The sequence below is a fragment of the Rhodobacteraceae bacterium IMCC1335 genome (assembly GCA_039640495.1).
Lineage (GTDB): Bacteria > Pseudomonadota > Alphaproteobacteria > Rhodobacterales > Rhodobacteraceae > Thalassovivens.
Genome location: CP046864.1, coordinates 3,691,550 through 3,710,906, shown reverse-complemented (window position 1 = coordinate 3,710,906; position 19,357 = coordinate 3,691,550). Strand labels below are relative to the sequence as shown.

The 19,357-nt window shown below is 52.0% G+C and carries 22 protein-coding genes; 7 read left to right on the top strand and 15 right to left on the bottom strand.

What is annotated here, in order from left to right; all coding sequences use genetic code 11:
* Positions 1–8: 8 nt before the first annotated feature.
* Both GN241_18035 and GN241_18030 read right to left on the bottom strand, forming a co-directional pair.
* The gene (locus tag GN241_18035; protein XAT59094.1) at positions 9–257 is read right to left on the bottom strand and encodes a hypothetical protein; all 249 of its coding nucleotides are present in this window, start codon (positions 255–257) and stop codon (positions 9–11) included.
* 7 nt (positions 258–264) lie between these two features.
* Positions 265–750 carry a flagellar basal body protein FliL gene (locus tag GN241_18030; protein ID XAT59093.1) on the bottom strand — a complete coding sequence of 162 codons (486 nt, stop codon included), beginning with the start codon at positions 748–750 and terminating at the stop codon, positions 265–267.
* A 118-nt stretch (positions 751–868) separates the two neighbouring features.
* Between GN241_18030 and fliF the strand changes: the two genes are divergently transcribed.
* From fliF to fliP, 4 genes are all read left to right on the top strand, one after another.
* Positions 869–2,446, top strand: coding sequence for a flagellar M-ring protein FliF (fliF, locus tag GN241_18025; GenBank protein XAT59092.1), 1,578 nt, complete (start codon positions 869–871; stop codon positions 2,444–2,446).
* Entirely contained in the window at positions 2,443–3,039 is a 597-nt protein-coding gene (locus GN241_18020; GenBank protein ID XAT59091.1) for a hypothetical protein, read from the top strand. The genes fliF and GN241_18020 overlap by 4 nt, the downstream gene beginning before the upstream one ends.
* A complete protein-coding gene (locus GN241_18015) occupies positions 3,036–3,332 on the top strand; it encodes a hypothetical protein (GenBank protein ID XAT59090.1) in 297 nt (98 codons plus the stop codon). Before GN241_18020 ends, GN241_18015 begins: the two co-directional genes overlap by 4 nt.
* Positions 3,333–3,397: 65 nt before the next feature.
* Positions 3,398–4,072 carry a flagellar type III secretion system pore protein FliP gene (fliP, locus tag GN241_18010; protein XAT59344.1) on the top strand — a complete coding sequence of 225 codons (675 nt, stop codon included), beginning with the start codon at positions 3,398–3,400 and terminating at the stop codon, positions 4,070–4,072.
* Between the two features lie 15 nt (positions 4,073–4,087).
* On the opposite strand, the gene flgI is transcribed toward fliP, so the two are convergent.
* The 8 genes from flgI to GN241_17970 all read right to left on the bottom strand — a co-directional run bounded on the left by flgI (position 4,088) and on the right by GN241_17970 (position 12,623).
* Positions 4,088–5,191 carry a flagellar basal body P-ring protein FlgI gene (gene flgI, locus GN241_18005; protein XAT59089.1) on the bottom strand — a complete coding sequence of 368 codons (1,104 nt, stop codon included), beginning with the start codon at positions 5,189–5,191 and terminating at the stop codon, positions 4,088–4,090.
* Positions 5,188–6,186 (bottom strand): hypothetical protein, encoded by a 999-nt coding sequence (locus GN241_18000; protein ID XAT59088.1) that lies wholly within the window; start codon positions 6,184–6,186, stop codon positions 5,188–5,190. Before GN241_18000 ends, flgI begins: the two co-directional genes overlap by 4 nt.
* Positions 6,183–7,625 carry a flagellar hook-associated protein FlgK gene (gene flgK, locus GN241_17995; protein XAT59087.1) on the bottom strand — a complete coding sequence of 481 codons (1,443 nt, stop codon included), beginning with the start codon at positions 7,623–7,625 and terminating at the stop codon, positions 6,183–6,185. Before flgK ends, GN241_18000 begins: the two co-directional genes overlap by 4 nt.
* Before the next feature lie 20 nt (positions 7,626–7,645).
* A complete protein-coding gene (locus tag GN241_17990; GenBank protein XAT59086.1) occupies positions 7,646–8,950 on the bottom strand; it encodes a flagellar hook-basal body complex protein in 1,305 nt (434 codons plus the stop codon).
* 85 nt (positions 8,951–9,035) lie between these two features.
* Positions 9,036–9,860, bottom strand: coding sequence for an OmpA family protein (locus GN241_17985; GenBank protein ID XAT59085.1), 825 nt, complete (start codon positions 9,858–9,860; stop codon positions 9,036–9,038).
* Positions 9,861–9,954: 94 nt separating this feature from the next.
* Complete coding sequence (locus tag GN241_17980; GenBank protein XAT59084.1) at positions 9,955–11,328, bottom strand: glutamate--cysteine ligase; 1,374 nt, start codon at positions 11,326–11,328, stop codon at positions 9,955–9,957.
* A gap of 54 nt (positions 11,329–11,382) precedes the next feature.
* Entirely contained in the window at positions 11,383–11,904 is a 522-nt protein-coding gene (locus tag GN241_17975) for a hypothetical protein (protein XAT59083.1), read from the bottom strand.
* Positions 11,901–12,623, bottom strand: a complete 723-nt coding sequence (locus GN241_17970; protein XAT59082.1) for a 16S rRNA (uracil(1498)-N(3))-methyltransferase — start codon at positions 12,621–12,623, stop codon at positions 11,901–11,903. The genes GN241_17975 and GN241_17970 overlap by 4 nt, the downstream gene beginning before the upstream one ends.
* 12 nt (positions 12,624–12,635) lie before the next feature.
* Between GN241_17970 and GN241_17965 the strand changes: the two genes are divergently transcribed.
* Genes GN241_17965 through GN241_17955 form a run of 3 tightly spaced genes read left to right on the top strand, consistent with a single transcriptional unit; the run spans position 12,636 to position 15,822 of the window.
* Entirely contained in the window at positions 12,636–13,595 is a 960-nt protein-coding gene (locus GN241_17965) for a 4-hydroxybenzoate octaprenyltransferase (protein XAT59081.1), read from the top strand.
* 54 nt (positions 13,596–13,649) lie between these two features.
* Entirely contained in the window at positions 13,650–15,536 is a 1,887-nt protein-coding gene (locus GN241_17960) for an OmpA family protein (GenBank protein ID XAT59080.1), read from the top strand.
* A complete protein-coding gene (locus GN241_17955) occupies positions 15,523–15,822 on the top strand; it encodes a hypothetical protein (protein ID XAT59079.1) in 300 nt (99 codons plus the stop codon). Before GN241_17960 ends, GN241_17955 begins: the two co-directional genes overlap by 14 nt.
* Positions 15,823–15,849: 27 nt before the next feature.
* Here GN241_17955 and moaE read toward each other — a convergent pair whose 3' ends face one another.
* The 5 genes from moaE to aroQ form a co-directional block, all read right to left on the bottom strand.
* The gene (gene moaE / locus GN241_17950) at positions 15,850–16,293 is read right to left on the bottom strand and encodes a molybdopterin synthase catalytic subunit MoaE (GenBank protein XAT59078.1); all 444 of its coding nucleotides are present in this window, start codon (positions 16,291–16,293) and stop codon (positions 15,850–15,852) included.
* Between the two features lie 2 nt (positions 16,294–16,295).
* On the bottom strand, positions 16,296–16,544 hold the full coding sequence (moaD, locus tag GN241_17945; GenBank protein XAT59077.1) for a molybdopterin converting factor subunit 1: 249 nt from the start codon (positions 16,542–16,544) through the stop codon (positions 16,296–16,298).
* Positions 16,541–17,206, bottom strand: a complete 666-nt coding sequence (gene pgsA, locus GN241_17940) for a CDP-diacylglycerol--glycerol-3-phosphate 3-phosphatidyltransferase (GenBank protein ID XAT59076.1) — start codon at positions 17,204–17,206, stop codon at positions 16,541–16,543. The genes moaD and pgsA overlap by 4 nt, the downstream gene beginning before the upstream one ends.
* A gap of 121 nt (positions 17,207–17,327) precedes the next feature.
* Entirely contained in the window at positions 17,328–18,845 is a 1,518-nt protein-coding gene (locus GN241_17935; GenBank protein ID XAT59075.1) for an AMP-binding protein, read from the bottom strand.
* Positions 18,846–18,857: 12 nt separating this feature from the next.
* Positions 18,858–19,298: a type II 3-dehydroquinate dehydratase gene (gene aroQ, locus GN241_17930; GenBank protein XAT59074.1), complete on the bottom strand. Its 441-nt coding sequence runs from the start codon at positions 19,296–19,298 to the stop codon at positions 18,858–18,860.
* Between the last annotated feature and the right edge of the window lie 59 nt (positions 19,299–19,357).

The window sequence follows — 19,357 nt, the reverse complement described above, 5'->3', positions numbered from 1 at the left end:
AGCTCTAATTATCGCGCAACCTCTTCGGCGCGCTTCGTTAATCCTTCAAGCGATCCGTTTGATTGCGCTGCGGCTGCGCGGGCTTGCCCCAATGTGGCGCTTAAATCCTCTACCTGCCCCGAGAGGGCTTGCACCGCTGCCCCAACCCCCTGTTCAAGATTGTTCAGCTGCGCCAAGCGCCGCGACAGGATAATGCAGTAAATACCAGCAGCCATAGCGCCTGAGATCAGTAACAAATCTGCAATATAGGTGATCATACGCGCCTCACTTGATCAAAAAATTCATGATCAGAAGATCATTGATATTGTCATCCCCAACGATAAGTTGAACGCGGCGCAATATCTGGCCACGCAATTTTGTGAGCGCGGCTGGATGGCGAACATCATCAAGATCGAGCGCGCGCAAATAGGTATTCAAAACGTCGGTAATCCGCGGCTTCAAATGTATGACTTGGCGCATCTTATCGCGCGGCACATCCAATTGTGCGGCAAAAAGCAAATGTCGGTCCGTGCTGGCATCTCCGATGCTTACTTTGAACGGATCTAGCTCAATAAACGCTGACTCGCTACTATTGCCTGATGTGTGAAGCGCCCCCAAAATGCCCATGCTGACAGAGCGTATCTGGAACGTGCCTTGGGTAAGAAAGAACGCAGCGATGCCAAAGCTTAAGGCCAGTAATAAACTGAGTATAGCCGTTATGCGCAGCCTCGAGCGATGCGCATTGGAAGGGTCAGCTGATGGGCCTGGCACGTCGATATCCTCTTAAATGTGATGCATCTTTATAACCCAATCGATCCTAACCGAATGTTAAGGCTGATGCGGCACTTGTAGGAAAGTAATTGAAGACGCGTCGATAGGGGATTGCTTGATGGATGGTTTCAAAGAAGGTTTTTTAGGGCTGTTGCACGAGCGACGGGTCGTTTTTGGTATTGGGCTTGGGGTTGCTGTGCTGGCTTTGTTGGCCGCAATTCTGACAGGGCTCAAGGCCACACCGAAATTTGAAATGCTGTATTCAGGGTTAGAAGCGCGCGCAACGGGTGAGGTAATCGCGGCCTTAGAAGAGCAGGGCGCGGACTATTACCTCAAAGGAAATACCCTTTTTGTTGCCAGCGGCACGCGCGATTTATTGCGCGTAAGATTGGCGGCGCAGGGTTTGCCCAAGCCCAATGCGCAAGGCTACGAATTGCTCGACGATTTATCAGGCTTTAGCACAAGCTACCAAATGTTTGATGCGGCGTATTGGCGGGCAAAAGAAGGTGAGCTTGCGCGTACAATTGCCGCAAATCCAATGATTAAACAAGCACGGGTGCATTTGTCGCGCCCTGCGGGGCGCGGTGTTTCGCGCCAATCGCGTCCAAAAGCGTCGGTGGCGCTCAGCAGCGCTGGGCATGGGTTAAGCGCCGCGCATGTGCAAGCTTTGAAATATTTGATTGCTTCAGCTGTTGAAGGTTTGGCGCTGTCTGATGTGGCGGTGATCGATGATCGCTTGGGGATCTTGCATGCACCCGCGCCAAATGCGGCAGCCACTCATGCGGAGACCCGCGCCCAGCAGCTTAAAGCAAAGGCTGAGCGGTTGCTGGAGGCGCAGTTTGGCTTGGGCAATGCGGTTGTGGAAGTAAGCATTGAAACCTTGCACAGCCGCGAAAAGCTGGTTGAGAGAATTTATGATCCGGATGGCAGGGTAGAGGTGAGCCGCCAAACGCAAGAAACCGTTCAATCGGATCAAGATACGGGGTCGCACCGCGTTGGGGCAGCTTCGAACCTGCCGGATTTTGCAGCCAATTCTGGCAATGGCGTCACGCGGGAAAACAATGAAAATACCGAAACGGTGAATTACCAAACGTCTGAGATTAACAGAGAGGTCTTAATCTCGCCCGATATGATTAAACATCTTTCGGTTGCTGTTTTGCTAAATACACGCGCGCTCGAGGCGCCCGCAGGTGGCACAGAGCTGGTTCAAGATGTTGAAGATCTGGTTGCTTCTGCAATCGGGCTCCGAGCCGATCGTGGCGATCTTATTACCGTAAAAGCAATGGATTTTTCTGATCCTCGCGCAGGCGCATACGCACCGAATCAAGCGTCGGTTTCAGGCGCTGCGCCTGCTTCGCAGGCCAGCTATAAGCTGCTTGCAACGGGCATGGTTCTTGCGGTGATGTTGTATTTTATTTTCCGTCCCCTTTTAAAAGCATCGCGGCCTCGGATGGCGTCACAGCCGCCGCGTTTGGCGGTTGAAACTTCCGCCTCCGCGTTGATGCCGACGCCCGCTGAAGAGACGCCCGAACCAGGTTTTCTGGACCGACCGCCAACAGAGGAACCTGCCCGACCTGATCCGCCCCTCTCTGGGCAGGACGCTCTCAGCCAGCTCAGCCAGGGCATGGGCGCGCGTAAAGAAGACATTTTGGAGGTTCTGCATTCTTGGCTGCAAGGAGAGAAGCGGGCCTTATGACCATTGCGCATTTATTAGACGAATTTGAGTGCCAGATACCGGAATGTTCACCGGCCGCTGGCCGCGCTGAGGCGGTGGAAGATGCGGCCTCGCTTGATCTTTATGAGCAGGGATATAAAGCAGGTTGGGATGATTGCGTTGCCGCTTATTCGGCAAGCAGTGAAAAAGCGACGGCAGGTCTGAAATTGCATTTATCAACCCTGTTTTTTACGTTTGACGCGGCGCGCCTAACGGTTCTGCAAGAGATATCTTCAGTTTTGACTCAGGTGATCGAACAGATTTTACCGATGCTTTTAAAGCAAAGCTTTCTACCTTTTGTCATTGAACGCCTTGATGCGATGGTGGAGGCGTCTGCTCCGGCGGGCCTTGCAATATCGGTTAACCCGTCCCTGCTTGATCGTATGGAGGCAGCATTGGGTCAGGCATTTCAAAGCAAGATTACGCTGGTTGGCGATATTAGTTTGAACCCAGAAAGGGCGCTTCTGAAAATAGGTAATAGCGAGATTGAAGTGGATTTTAAACGGTATCTTACCGAAATTTCTGAGGCGTTTCAGAACTTCCAAGCGGTTTCGGATATGGGTGATCCGCAATGAGAAAGCTTGACCCTGATCTGGACAGCAAGCTTTCTGCAAGCCCGTTTCAATCCGTTCCCATTGAGGTCATTGTGAGCGTAGGACGCGCGCGCCCTGCGATTAAAGAGCTGTTAGATTTAAAGCCCAACGCTGTGTTGACCCTCGATAGCCAGATCGATGATGCCGTTGAGCTTTACGTTGGAGATCGAATTATAGCGCGCGGCCAATTAGAAGAAATTTCCGAGGGCCCTGATATCGGAAAATTGGCGGTGCGCTTAACAGATATTCTGACCAGCCCTTTGCCTGCAGGGTGATTTTGGCGCGGTTTAGGCTTCTGTTCTGGGTTTTGTTCGGAGTGCTGCCGCTTTTGCTTGCGCAGATGACCCATGCACAGACGAGCGGTTTTGAACTGCCGCTTGCCGGCTCTTTGAGGTTGCAAACGGTTCAAATCATTTTGTTAATCACCGTGATAAGCATTGCGCCTGGAATTTTGATCATGGTGACCTGCTTTCCCTTTATTCTAACGGTATTGTCAATTTTGCGTCAGGCGATCGGAGTCCAGCAAGCGCCGCCAAATATGCTTCTGATCAGTTTGGCGTTATTTTTGACCTATTACATTATGGAGCCTGTTTTTCAGGCCTCTTGGGTTTTGGGAGTCGAGCCGATGATCGCAGAAGAAATATCAGTTTCGGAGGGCTTTCGCAAAGCTTTGGAACCCTTATCTGCTTTTATGATGGCGCGTGTAGATGGGGAGACGTTGCAGGCGATGCAAGCCTTGCGCGCGCAGACACAAGTTGCGCCGCAGAGCCCGCCCGCTTTGTCGGTTTTGGTTCCAAGCTTTATGCTCTCAGAAATCGCGCGCGCGTTTCAGATTGGATTTCTGCTTTTTTTGCCCTTTTTAATTATCGATTTGGTGGTGTCGGCAATTTTAATGTCTATGGGCATGATGATGGTGCCCCCAGCGCTTGTAGCGCTGCCGTTTAAACTGGCCTTTTTCGTGGTGTCTGATGGTTGGCAGTTGATCGCTTTTTCGCTTGTTCGTGGATATGTTTAATCGCCGAAAAAGGGCTTATTGAACGATAAATTCGGCATGCAGCGCCCCGGCCGCTTTGATACTTTTCAAAATATCGATCATTTCCTTTGCGCCAACGCCCAAAGCATTGAGGCCGGCAATGATTTCAGACAAGTTTGCGCCATCTGGAACTTCGGCGAGCGCGATATTTTCCTGAGTGCCCATAGAGACATCACTGCGGGGCAAAACGATGGTTTCGCCCTGGCTAAAAGGGTTGGGTTGCACGGCGCGTGGTGATTCTTGAATATGAAGCGTTAAATTTCCCTGCGAAACCGCAACGCGCGAAATGCGAACCTCGGCGCCCATCACGATGGTACCCGATCGCTGATCGACCACCACGCGCGCTTTGCGCTCTGGAATAAGGGTAAGGTTTTCAATCGCGCTTAGCGCATGGGCAGGGGATGATGCGTTGGTTTTTGAGATATCTATTTCAACCGTGGCCGCGTCCAACATGCGCGCGACGGCGCCCTTAAAATTCTTGTTGATAAGCGTTTCGATTTTATGAGCAGTGCTGAAATCGGCTTGGCGCAGTGCAAGATTGATGGTTTTTAATATCTTAAAATCAAAGGCGACTTCGCGTTCCACCAAAGCGCCGGATGGGATAACACCGGCCGTTGGAACGCCTTCGATAAGTTGCTCGGCCGCACCGCGCACGGCGGCCCCACCGGCAATGATCGCGCCTTGTGCAACGGCATATATATCGCCATCGGCGGCCCGAAGCGGCGTCATTACTAAAATACCACCGCGCAGATTACTCGCATCGCCTATGGTTGCCACGGCCACGTCAATATAGCTTCCTGCGCGCGAAAACGGGGGTAATTTGGCTGTAACAAAAACCGATGCGATGTTTTTTGTTCTGAATGCCTCTCCCGTTACATTTGTGCCAAGGCGCTCAAGAATGTTGGAGATCAAATCTTCTGTGAAAGGTGCATTGCGCAAGCTGTCGCCGGTGCCATCCAGCCCGATAACAAGGCCATAGCCAATAAGATCATTTGCTCGAACGCCCTCATATTCCACAAGGTCTTTGATGCGAACAGGCGCCGAAACTGCCAGCGATGCGCAGAGTAAAAACAGCGCAATAAGGCCCAGATTGCGTATCATTTCAAAAAGTGAATCAAAGATAATTTAGAAAGTTTGGCCGTAATCAAATAGAGATTTTCTAATCTAGTCTCCGCGTCTTGCAGCGCCACTGTTGCATCATATTTATTGATATCGGTCAGCTCTGCCATTTGCAGCTCAAGCGCATTTTGATCGTTTTTCGCGAAGGCGTTTTGTTGATCAAGCCGTTGATGCGTGATGCCAAGATTTGCACGGGCCTGTTGAAAATTATCGAGCGAGCCATGCAGCGAGGCTGCCGTTTTTTGATAGATCTGCGCGAGATCCGGTGCAGGCACAGGTGCGTCGATCGCCAAGATAAGCTTAGCGGCGGTTTTCAACATCATTTTTACCGCTTCTGAGTTGCCACGAAAAGGGGGGCTTAGGCTCTCACCAGCGTTTATTTGGAAGGTTTTATGTTGGTTGGTATCGCCGTGATAAAAATCTTGCTCAAATCGTGCTGAGGCGCCATCAAACCAAATGTTTAGCGCAGTGTTCAATTGATCTGCGGTGTAAGTGGCTCCAAGATCCTGGCGCAGCGCCGTCAATATGGTCTTTGCATCCGAAAGAGCGGCGCGGTGGCTCTGGTGTCCTGAGAAAAAGAATTTTCCTCCGCTTTGTCGATTAATCAGGCCCACCAAGGCGGTGAAAAAGCTTTCAGCTTTTGCGCTTGCATCGCGCGTTGCCATCGCTTGAGGAGCAGAGCTTAAATCCACCACGCGCTCATTTTCGGCTTTTATATACGCGGTGATATTTGCCAAAGACAGTTCGGTTTGCGTGAAGAAGAAATCAGCATCTTGGCGTATGATTGCGCGCGTTGCTGCGTTTTGAAGATCGCTTTGAATGCTCTGTATCAGAGGAATTTGAACGACTTGCGCTTTGCCCAGATTGGTATGTTTGCCGGCTGACAAATCGGCGCTTAAATTCAGGATCTCGGCTTTTAACTGTGAGGTGAAAGAGGATAAATTTGCGCGTGCATAGGTATGAAAGGAGAGGTTCATCGGCCGATCCTTAAGATTTCTTGCATCATTTCATCAACCGTTTGAAGCATTTTGGCATTTGCGGCGAATGCCGTTTCAATCTGCAATAATTCTTGTAATTCAATATCCGTATCGACCGAATGTGCGGCAAGCGCCGTTTCGGTAAGCGTTAAATAGGCCTGCTGCGTAACAAGGTTTTCTTCGGCTTGATTTGTCAATCGGTGGGCCTGCGCGGTGATCATCTGCGCATCCTTTATAATAGATGTTGATGGGTTACCGTCCAAGGCTTGTGACATAGATAATTGATCGGCCATTTCAGCGAGCAGCGCGCCCGAGATATCTTCGGCGGGGTGTTCAGCGTAAACGCCATCGCGCATCCGCCAAATTTGCCCGCCTTGATCCGGATTTACGCCAGCATTGATCTGTAACCGGCTGGCCAAGCCCTCGAGACGATCGGCGTTTATGCGCCCGCCCAGATCTGTGAAAAGGCCTGGGTTATCGCCGTGCAAGCTGGTATCTTCTGTCAAGCTGGAAAATATCTGCGACAGTTTGAAGGCCAATTGATCGGTTTGAGCCTGTAGATTAGGCGCCCATTTGAGGCTGATATCTTGCGTGGCAGATAGCGATCCTGCGCCTGAAATAGGTCGGATCGGCTGCCATCCCTCGCCTGTTTTGATTTGTAATTGAGTGCTTTGTACGGCCGGTGGTGGAGGCCAATTTTGGCCGAAACCTGTCTCAGAAATTGCCAATTCTGTAGCGTGACTGTCCAAAAGGATTTGCCCTTTCACCGTATAAAGTGCCACCGCCCCATGCGCCCGTTCAATTTGTTTGAAGGGCAGAAACTGTGCCAGATCTTGCAACAAGAGATCCTGCTGATCGCGCAAGCCGGCCTGCTGCGAAGAGAGTGGCGCCGTTCGAGACAGTTTTTGATTCACAGTCTCTAGCTGAGACAGGGTTTGATTGATCAAAGAAATATCCTGCCGCAAAGAGTGATCTGCCAATTCACGCTGTTTTTGAATGGCCGCGCCAGTTTTATTGAATATTTGGACAACCGATTGTGCCGCGTGAAAAGCGCTTGCCAACCTGTTTTCATCGCTGGGATCGACGCTGGCAATGCGCAAATCGGCTTCCAATTTATTCAATGAGGCTTCTAGCGTGCTGGTGGAGCCAACATCGCCAAATGTGAGACGCATGGCGTTATAAAAGCCTGCTTTGAGCTTTGCATATGCCCGGTCTCCCGCTGCCAATTGATGCTCACCAAGCAGCAAGCCATTATCCTGCCTTACTATCGCGTTGATGCCCAGGCCGTCTTGACCATGCGTTTGCCCATGAAGGCTGAGGCTGCGTTTTGCATAGCCTGCTTTATTGGCATTGGCGATGTTTTCTGCAACCAGTTCGGCCGCTTTTGCGCTGCGCGCCAGCCCTGTCATGGCCTGTGATAAAGAACTGATCAATGACACGTTCTTGGCCTTTCAAGCGCTTAACGGATGAGGTTTGTGGTTTCCCGAAGCATCTCATCAACTGTTTGAATAACTTTGGCATTTGATGAATATGCCCTCTGCGTACGGATCATATCCGTTAATTCTGTTGCAACATCTGTGGTGGATTCTTCCAGAGCTTTTGGAACGATGGTTCCGGTTGGGCCATCGCCTGGGCTCCATAGTGAATAGTTTCCGCTTGAAGAGGAAGGCAGATATGTCTCATCGCCCTGCGCGCTCAGCCCATTGAGATTGGGAAGATTGACCAGAGGCACTTGATATAAGCGGCGCGCAAGGCCCGTATCAGATATCGCAAAAACATTTCCCGCTTGATCAATTTCGACGTCTTTCATGGTGCCGCTTTTTGCCCCATCTTTCTCGCTGGTCACGGGCGTAAAACTGTCTGACAATTGGGTCATTCCATAGCGATCTGCGATTTTGCCTATGGTCACTTCAATCGGGCCGCTTTGCGCGTTTAAAACAATTGTTCCGGTGCTCGCATTATAGGCTGGGCTGCTGTCAAGCGGCGTTATCGAATTTAACGTGCCGCCAGCGTTGCGCGCATCTTGAAAAGACATCTCATAGGTGCCGATCGATGCGGTTTGATTGGCTGAATCGGTGATGTCCATACGCCATGTATTGGAAGCGTCAACGCTTGGAATTATGGGTGTAAAGGCAAATTCAAAGCTATGTGGCCGCCCCAAATTGTCAAAATACTCAACTGAGATCCCTTCTGTGCTGGGCTCAGCCCCTGCCATTGTGGCGGTTGCGGGGAGATTTACGGCGACACGCATTTTGGTTGTGGGTTGTCCAGAGAGCGTTTGAGCGTTGATTTTTATCGGCTCAAGATCGAGGCTGCTGTCGCGCGCGTAATTGGGAATAGATCCATCTTCGCGCGCGGGCCAACCCAGCAACGTAAGCCCGGATGTGGTGGACAAATAGCCATCTTTATCCAATCGGAACGACCCGGTGCTGGTTAATTTCATGGGGCTTTCGCCATTATCGACTGTGATTTGTGCTGCATCACTGACCGGCAGCAACCCGCGCCCATTTACGGCCAAATCCGTGCTATTATTGGTTGAAATAAGGCTTCCCGACTGATCGATCATGCGCTGTTGAGAGCTGCGGACCCCGCCAGCTGCGTAAGCGTGTTGCCGATTTGAGATGACCATAGAGTGAAAATCCGTTTCAACCCGCCGATATCCATTCGTAGCTGAATTGGCGATATTGTCTGAGATACCTGCCAGACGGCTGGCATTTGAACTTAGGCCTGAAACGCTGGCATTAAGCGAGGATGAGATTGTCATAATACCTATCTTTGAAATCTGTTGAAATCGCGTCTCAGACAGCTAACTGGGTTTTGCTTAACAGCATGCTAATGTTTAAAATTTTCTATTCTTTGGTGAGATTTAAAAAGACAATCGATACGCGGTTGTTCTGCTGGGCCATCGGGTTGTCCGAGATTGGATCGTTATCCCCATGTGCCGTGTTGCGCTTTATGCGGGTTTCGGGAACCCCCAGTCGCTGCAGCATCACCCGCACATTGCCTGCGCGCGCGCTCGAAATCGTCCAATCCTGTGGTCGCTTTACCACCAAAGGCGCGGCTTGCACATGCGCTTCAACCGCGAGCGGATATTCTATGTGGTCTGTCATTTTTGCGATTATATCAAGCAGTTTGATCAGCGCTGTTTTGGGGTTTTGGCTTGCGTCAAAAAGCTCAGCGCCTTTGGATTCAAAAAAATCAAACTGGAAGCCTTCATCGCTGAGGTGAAAGCCGATTTGGGCCTCTGATAGGGGGCGCCCGAGTTTTTCTTTGTATAGATCAGAAAACAGCGTTTTGATGGCTTTAAGGTCTTTTTGCGCTGCGTTTTGGTGTCGTTCATCGGCGCTCGAAGATTGCGCTTCCAAGCTTTCAAGCTTGGCCTCACGTGCGGCGTATAATGTATCCCCACCATGCAATATTCCTTTATTCAACATGGACTGGCTTCCGGTTTCAGCTCGGTTTAGGTCTGAAGACGGGCGGAAATATCCCGCGATCCCCCGCCGCTGATCTTCGTTTGCCGATGACAGCAACCACATGACCATAAAAAATGCCATCATGGCGGTTACGAAATCGGCATAGGCCACTTTCCATCCGCCATTTTCTTGTGGTTCTTCCGGATTTCTTATTTTGCGTTTGATAATTGTTTGAACAACAGTCTTTTCTGACCCACCCATTTTCTTTCCCCATTACCCGCTGTAAGATTTAGCAGGCAGAGTTGGCGAAAGACTTAACGTTTAAAGTTCAACATATTTTTGCGCGTATGCGGGCCTAGCCGATACGCGCGGCGTGGTAAATTGGCCGTAAATCTGTGTTCCACTCTTTGTTGTAGAGACCAAGCAATCGATCCGCCGGGGCTTTTTGGGTTGCCAGATTTTCGAAGAGAGGGTCTAGAAAACGGCTTTCATCAACGGCGCCTGTTTCGACATTGCCGCGGCCCCTTGCGATCAGGCCCTTGCGCGAGATATCAACAAGCTCTTTGGCGAGATCGATCAATTTAACCCCGTCGACCTCTGCTGCTAGGCCGCTTCTCGCGCTGTTTATCCGCAGCGTTTCACGAAATTCGGCCGTCCAGTTTTTAGCCAAATCCCAAGCCGCATCCAACGCAGTTTTATCATAACACAAGCCCACCCAAAACGCTGAAAGCGCGCATAGATGATCTGCCTGTCCCGCATCTGCTCCGCGCATTTCAATAAATGTTTTCAGGCGGGCCTCGGGAAAAATAGTGGTTAAGTGATCCGCCCAATCGCTTAGGCTGGGCCGCTCTGCGGGCAAGGCGGGCAATTTTCCCTGAAGAAAATCGCGGAAAGATTGCCCCAAAGCATCAATATATCGGCCGTTTCGATAGACAAAATACATTGGCACATCGAGGGCGTATTCGACCCAAGCCTCAAAGCCAAACCCCGGCTCAAATATGAAGGGCAACATGCCTGTGCGATCGGCATCAAGATCTTGCCAAACGCGGCTGCGCCAACTTTTATGGCCATTGGGCAACCCATCGAAAAACGGTGAGTTGGCGAAAAGCGCGGTTGCAATCGGTTGCAGCGCAACCGCTACGCGCATTTTTTGAACCATATCCGCTTCAGAGCTGAAATCTAAATTTACCTGCACGCAAGACGTGCGATACATCATAAATTTCCCCATCGTGCCGACTCGATCCATATAATCGGTCATCAAAGTATAGCGACCTTTGGGCATAACGGGCATCATCTCATGAGACCAGATGGGCGCCGCGCCCAGCGCTATAAATCCAGCGCCAATTTCATCGCTGATGCCGCGTAGCTCGTCTAGATGCTGGTTAAGCTCACTGGCCGTTTCATGAATGGTCTTTAAAGGGGCGCCCGATAATTCCAACTGGCCGCCCGGCTCGAGGGATATATTTGCGCCATTTCGGGTCAATCCGATTAATTTATCCGCTTCTAAAACTGGCGCCCATCCGAAGCGGTCGCGCAGCGCTTCGAGGATGGTCTGGATTGAACAGGCCCCAGAATAGGGCAAAGGCATCTGATTTGCCTGGCAAAAGCCGAATTTTTCATGTTCGGTCCCGATGCGCCATTCGCTTTCCGGCTTGCAGCCAGCCGCCAGATAGGCCGCCATTTGCTCTGGGTGCTCGATGGGGCCTCCAGCAGATTGGGGAATAGACATTGCGGGATCTCCGAAGTTTCAGTCATGCAGATGTGCTGTGGATTAACCGAGCTGTCAATGGATGTAATTTTGGGGATCTAAAAAATAGTCTTTTTGCCAGATCGTTTGAGGGGTGTTCAAGCGTCGCGCCAAAAGCTGAAGCATCGGCTCGATTTGAAAATTATCTAGCTGGGTAAAGGCATCAAACAGCCGCTCTGCGCCTGTCGCACCGGTGGGAATAAACAGCGCCGGCTGGGCCGGTTGCTCGAGTTTCCACAGCTGCTGGTTCTGATGATATATCAGACTGATTTTGGTGATATCATCCAGCGCAATCACACCGCCTGTATCGGGGCCAAAATAGGTGATTTGGCCTTCGGTAACATCTACGATACCGGCCCCTTGTTGCGTTTTTGCGAATCGCGCGCGCTGCAGCCCGGCAAAGCCAATCAGCGCTCCAATAAGGGTCAGCGCGGCCCCCACCCAGGATAACAGCCCGAAAGTTTTGGTAAACCAATAGAGCCCTAAGGCAATAAGCGCCGCGCCGATAAACGCATCGCGCCAGCGCAGTAAAACCGCTGTGGCCTCGGGCCGTATCATCTCCAATCTCCTAGGTGAGCTTGCCAAAGACTTAGGGCGGTTACCGCGGCGGTATCGGCGCGCAAAATGCGCGGGCCCAAGCTGATGCAATGCGCATTTGGCAAGTTGGATATCTGCTGGCGCTCTGCCGCGTGAAACCCGCCTTCCGGACCGATTAAAATGGCGCAGGGCCCCGGTGCGAGCGCTGCGAATGAAGAGGCCGCGCCCGCCTGTGTTTCGTCGCAAAATAATAAGCTGCGATCTTGGGGCCAATGATCTAAAACCGCCTTTAATTTCTGTAACGCGTCAACCACTGGCACATAGGTGCCGCCGCATTGTTCGGCCGCTTCGATCGCATGGGCTTGCAACCGGTCGCGCCGAATCCGCTCTGAATTTGTAAAGGCGGTTTGCACCGGACAAATCCGCGCAGCACCTAATTCAGTGGCTTTTTCTACAATAAAATCGGTGCGTGATTTTTTGATCGGTGCGAAAAGAAGCCAGAGATCTGGTGGGGGCCGCAGCGCTTTGCTTTGTGTCAAACAGCTCAGCACGCCCGATTTTTTACCGGCTTGCGTGATTTCAGCCAGCCATTCGCCGTCTTGGCCGTTGAACACCAGCACGCGATCTCCCACGTTTTGCCGCATCACGGAAAATAGGTAATGCGCGTGCTCGCGCGTTAAAGGTAGTGATTGCGCCGGTGCCAGCGGGTGATCTACAAAGAGTCTGATTTTAGAATTCATAGGGCTTAACATATGTCTGAGCAGGGAACAAAACCAGAGGTGGCGGGTGAAGTTTTTGATGCTGTGAAAGGCAATTGGGTTGATCGCTTTGCGCCGCAGGCTAGCCGGCCCTATTTACGCCTGTCGCGGGCGGATCGGCCAATTGGAACCTGGTTGTTGCTGTTTCCTTGCTGGTGGGGGTTGTTTCTTGCAATTCTAGCCGATGGTCAATTTGCCTTAAGCGATTTGTGGATTTTTGTGGGATGCGGGCTGGGGGCTTTTTTAATGCGCGGGGCTGGCTGCACGTGGAATGATATCACAGATCGCAAATTTGACGGGGCGGTCGAACGGACCAAATCGCGGCCGATCCCCTCTGGGCAAGTATCGGTGAAATCGGCAGTGATTTGGATGGGCGCGCAGGTGGCACTGGCCGCCTGCATTCTGTTCAGCTTTAACGCGGCGGCGATCATATGCGGGATCATCGCCCTGATCCCTGTGGCGATTTACCCTTTTGCGAAACGCTTTACCTGGTGGCCGCAGGTCTTTTTGGGCTTGGCGTTTAATTGGGGCGTTTTATTGGCCTTTATCGCCCATCAGGGCGGGTTACAGGTTGCCGCGCTGATCCTATATCTAAGCGGTATTTTCTGGACGCTGTTTTACGATACAATTTATGCCCATCAGGATATTGAAGATGACGCATTGATCGGTATCAAATCCACCGCGCGTTTATTTGGCGCAAAGACATGGCCTTGGTTGTTGGGCTTTGCCCTGACCAGCGGGGGATTGATGCTGGGCGCTTTGGCGCTGCAGGTACAGGGGCCAGCTTTCTGGGTTGCGGGTCTGGGCGTTGCTGCCTTTGTGCTACATATGTTGTGGCAATTGCGTCAGTTCCGCCTAGGAGAAACCGAGTTGTTGTTGCGACTGTTTCGGGCAAACAGCCATACCGGCTTTTTGCCCGTGGTGTTCTTTGGCCTTGCGGTTTTCCTTTATTGAACCCTTTGGCGCGAGAGCCTATGAAGCTACCAGCCCTGTAAACCGAGCGATTTTATGCGATTTTTGGCCAAGCGCTACATTCTTATTACCTTTAGTGGCGCCGCGATCTTGGCCTGTTTCTGCGCTATGGCTTTGGTTTGGGTGCTTGAAGCAAAAACCATATCGCGGCTTGAAGCGGCCTTTGTAAAGGCGGATCTGGATTGGGTTGAGGTTGCCGCTGATGGGCGGCAGGTGGTGCTTTCTGGCCAAGCCGAAACCGCGGCGCAGCGGTTTCAAGCATTGACACTGGCGCGTAAAACCGTGGCGATGCACAATCTATCAGATCAGATTTCTGTATCTGAGACAGACGCTAAAACACCAGCTGCGCTTACCCTGCAGATTTTAAAAACCCCAAAGTTTATCCGCGCAATGGGCAATGTGCCAAGCGGGCCGACGCAAGAGACGCTGCTGGCGGGTTTGCGTGATATGGCCGCGGGGCAGGTGGAGCTAAAACATTTCTTTACCGCCGCCCAGCGCCGCCCGTCTGAAACATGGCTCACCACCCAGCAGCTTGGGTTTGAAGCTTTGGCGCAGATACATCGCGGCGAGGTCACAATTGCGGAAGATCGCGTTGTTGTGAAAGCGCTGGCAAAAACGGAAGAGCGCCGGCAAGCGGTTTTGACAAATCTAGAGCAGCTTAGCCCGGCTGGCCTTCTTTATGAAGTTGTGGTGGTGGCGCCCAATGCTGCGCCCGAAGGCTATCGCTTTCGCGCGGTGAAACGCAGTGGCGCGTTGCGGGTTCTGGCCTGCCGAGTTGATAGCCAAATGCATCTCAAAGCGCTTGCTTCAGCTTTGCAAGCGTTTGGCGTGACGCATGGATTGCCCTGCTTGATGAATTTGGCAGATCGCCCAAGCGGGTTTGATGAAACCATTTTCTTGGCGCTCGATGCAGTAAAACCGATCCGCGCAGCCACGATTCATTTAGAGGATAACCACCTTCAGCTGTTTTTTCCCGATCTGCCAGAGGCCGATAGCATCGCCGCAGTGGTTGAAAAAATAAAACAGCGATTGCCAGAGGGCTATGGGGTTGAAGCGTCCAGAAATCTGCCCGATATGGCGGACGGGGGTCTCGCTGCAGAGTTTTCCTTTGAGCTTGAGGCGGATGGCAACTTAATTCTGCAGGGCCCTTTGAAAGATCAACGCGCTCAAAGGGCGGTAAAAGCGCTGGCGCAGGCCCGGTTTGGATTTGATAAGGTGGTGTTTTCTGGATCGCTGGTTCCGGCGCTGGGCAATGATTGGACCCTGCAGATCCTGTCTTTGATCGAGGCGATGCTGCCCTTGCAGCGGGCGCAAATGCGCTTGACCCGGCAGGATCTAGCGATCTCTGGCCTGTCGCATCGCAAGGATGCGCAGGCCGCCTTGGCGTTAAGTGTGCGCCAGATCTTGCCAAACACTGTTCGCACCGATTTGCAGATTACCTATCAACCGCCCCCCAAAACAGAGCCAGATCTGCTGCCGGCTGCCCTTTGTATCAGCCAAATAAACGGGCTGCTACAATCTGAAAAAATCAATTTTGACCCGGGATCGGATCAGGTGAATTTGGCAGGCCAGAACCTCTTGGATAAAATCGCGGAGATATTGCGCCAATGTGGAGAAATTCCGCTTGAAATTGCCGGCCATACAGACAGTCAGGGGCGCGAGGAAATGAACCTGCAACTGAGCCAAATGCGCGCGCAGGCGGTTATGATGGAGCTGCAAAGGCGGCGTATTTTAACCGGCAGTTTTGTGGCGCAAGGCTATGGTGAAACCAAACCCATTGCTGCAAATGACAGCGCAGAAGGGCGTGATATCAACCGGCGGATTGAATTTTATCTGCGCGAAAATGAACCGGTACCGCCGGTGCAGGGCGATCCAGAAACGCTGCCAGCTGAGGCAAGGATAAATGCTAATGCAGGCCAATGAGGTGATGTTAATCGGTGCGCTCGCGCTGTTCGTAGCTTTTGTTATGGGCTGGTGCATGCATTGGCTTTGGATGCAGCTTTTGCGGGGCTCTTTGCCCAGCATCGAGGCGATGACCAACGTTACACAAGAGCTGCTTAACGCCACAGCGCAGCGCGATGCGGCGCGTGAAGAGGCCGCCCTAAAAGAGGCTGAGCTGACCAACCTATTGGCCCAAGCGCGGGCAGAACGTGACGCGGCGATGGAGGGGTTGCGACAGGCTCGGATCAGCGAAACCGACCGATCCTAACGCCCCAAGCCGAGCGCGATGGTGCGGCTACCAGCGCCTCAAAGCCCGCTCGTCGCTGTCTTTTGCCTCTACCCAGTTTGCTCCGGACGCGGTTATCTCTTTTTTCCAAAAAGGTGCGCGCGATTTGAGATAATCCATCAGAAAATCGGCGGCGGCAAACGCGTCACTGCGATGCGCGGCGGCGGTTGCCACCATCATGATCCCCTCACCTGGGGCAAGGTTTCCATAGCGATGCAGCACCAGCGCGTCCTGCAAGGACCATCTGTCAATTGCCCTTTGGGCGATCTCAGAAATCGCCTTTTCGGTCATGGCGGGGTAATGTTCGATTGCAAGGGTTTGTAAATCCCTTGCAGATGTGTTGCGCACAATCCCGGTGAAGGTAACTATTGCGCCGGCATTGTCTTGTCTCTCGGCAAAGTTTTGCGCTTCTTTACCCAGATCAAAGGGGTGTTCTTGAATGAGGATTCGCATGATCAGCCCCCCGTCATCGGAGGAAAAAATGCAACTTCTTTGGCGCCGTTGAGCGGGGCGTTAAACTCAACCAATTCTTGATCCACTGCGGCGCGCAGCGCAGAGAGATCCGAAAACGCCAGCGCGTAGCGCGGATCTTTGGCGCGCAGCTCTGTTATAAGATCCGCCACTGTAGCGGCTTGGCTGTCAATGGTTTCGCGGGGGATGCCGATGCGCTCGCGCAGCCAAGCAAAATATAAAACCTCTATCATGCCTCATCTTTCAAAAACGGAAGCGCTTTTTTGAAATAATCAAAGCCGGTGATCAAGGTTAAAGCGGCTGCAACCCAAAGTAAGATCAGCCCGACATTGCCCGACCAGATCATCGCATGATGCTTCCAGAACACGCCCAGCGTATCTTGGGCGCCGCCGTTTAGGATATTGTTCAGCGCGTCTGGGCCGATTTCTCGCGCCGAGAGCTTCAGATAATGCTCAAAAACACCTTGTGAGAATAAAATTGCAATCGCCGCCATTTGCGCGGTGGTTTTCCATTTTGCCAGTTTTGTGACCTGCAGCGTGCTGGCACTATCGCCCAAAAACTCGCGCAGGCCAGACACAAAAACTTCGCGAAACAAAATCACAGTCGCGGGCAGCACCAGCCATGGCGACATGCTCGAATACCCCACAATGATCAGAAGCGCGATGATAACCATTGCTTTATCCGCGATCGGATCGAGCATTTGGCCTAATTTGGTTTCCTGTTTCCACGTGCGGGCGAGGAATCCATCAACCCAATCGGTAAGCGCGGCAAATATAAACAGCAGCAGCGCGAACCAATCCGCATAGGGCCGGTTAAAATACAAAAACATCAGCGCCAATGCGGGCGCAGCAAGCAAGCGCCCCGTGGTTAAAATATTTGGAACCGTCCATATCATAGCCTTGGTGTATCCAAACTTATTCAAAAGGAAAAGGCCAGCAACTGCCACAAGGCTGAAAACCGCCTTAGGCCCCGAATGCCAAGCGCGGCTGAGGCGGTTTCTAGAGCGTTGCGGCGTGCTACTGCGCCGTAAAAAAGCCCTTATACCTGTCTCGCAGCAGGTTCTTTTGCACTTTACCCATCGTATTGCGCGGCAATTCCGCGATGATTTGGTAGGATTTTGGATGTTTAAAGCGTGCTAATTTTTGCGCCACTTCTGCGGCCAAATCGCTTTCCCGCAAAGTAACCCCGCTGCGGAGCACCACCACGGCCAGCACGGTTTCGCCAAAATCTGCATGCGGCACGCCGATCACGGCGCTTTCCAAAACGCCGGGCACATCATCTAAGATTTGTTCGATTTCCTTCGGGTAGATATTATAACCACCCGAGATGATCAGGTCTTTGCTGCGCCCGACGATATGCACATATCCTTGTGCATCGATTTTTCCCAAATCACCGGTGATGAAAAACCCGTTTTCTCGCAGCTCGGCAGCGGTTTTTTCTGGCATGTTCCAATAGCCTTGAAACACGTTGGGGCCGCGTATTTCGATCATTCCAATTTCGCCTTGGGAAAGCAGTTCTTCGGTTTTTTCATCGATGATCCGCAGCTCTATACCGGGCAAAGGAAAGCCAACAGTGCCCGCGCGCCGCTCAGCGTTATAAGGGTTTGACGTGTTCATATTGGTCTCGGTCATGCCGTAGCGTTCTAGAATGCGATGCCCGGTGCGGCTTTCAAAGGCTTCATGGGTTTCTGTTAGAAGCGGCGCGCTGCCCGACACGAAGAGGCGCATGTTTTCGGTAACGCTTTTGGTGAAATTTGGGTCATTTAACAAGCGGGAGTAAAAGGTTGGTACCCCCATTAATGTGGTGGCCATTGGCATATCTTGGATCAGCTGTTTGGCGTCAAACGCGGGATAAAACCGCATCGAGCATCCGGCAAGAAGGCAAATATTTGTGGCCACAAAAAGCCCGTGAGTGTGAAAAATAGGCAAAGCGTGCAAAAGCACATCTTGGGCGGTAAAGCGCCATGCGTCGCATAATGTTTTTGCGTTTGATAACAGGTTATCATGGCTAAGCATCGCCCCTTTTGAGCGCCCGGTAGTGCCCGATGTATACAGAAAGGCTGCCAGATCATTGCCACTGCGGGCGCGGGGTTGGAAGCTTTTGGGATGTTGCATCGCCAAGCCTGTAAAGCCGCCGCTGCCATCCCCATTCAAAACCTGCAATTGCGCCTGCGCTGCCTGCGCCACGGGGCGCAAAGCGGTTTCTGCTTTGGCGTCGCACAACACCAGTTTTGCCCCTGAATTTTCGATAAAATAGGCCATTTCACGAGCTGTATAGGCGGTGTTTAAAGGCAGAAAGATTACCCCTGCTTGCAAACAGGCCGCGTAGGTGGCCAATGCCTCGGGGGATTTTTGAACCTGCACGGCCAATCGATCCCCGACCTCTAGCCCAAGCGCCTCCAACACATGCGCGTATTGTGCGGCAGTTTCTAAAAAGCGCTGATAGCTCCAAACGTCCCCATCTGGCAGGATCAAGAACGGCGCCTCAGAGCCGATATGATCGGCAAACAGCGCGTCGAATAAAACATTGCTCATTTTGAGGGCTTTCTATGCTGTGAGCAATTTCGCCATATGTTGAACCGCGATCTGATATCCGTGGCTGCCGAACCCAGCGATCACGCCCTCGGCGCGCAGCGACACGTAAGAATGATGGCGGAAGCTTTCCCGTTTATGGATATTAGAGATATGAACCTCTAAAATTGGGCCCTCAAACATGTTTAAAGCATCCAAAATGGCGATCGAACTATGCGATAACGCCCCCGGGTTCATTATAATGCCCTCGGCTTCCTCTCGCGCTTGATGGATCCAATCAATCAGCTGGCCTTCATGATTTGACTGCAAATGCGTCAACGTCAGGCCCATTTGGTCAGCGGTCAAATCGCAATCGAGGGCAATATCGTGTAATGTGTCATGCCCGTAGAGTTCAGGTTGGCGTTTTCCCAACAGATTCAAATTCGGTCCGTTCAGCATAAAAATCATGCGCGCCATTGTTTTGTCCTTTTGCTGCATTAGATGCTCTGAGCACGTCACTAGCACAGTGACTGCGT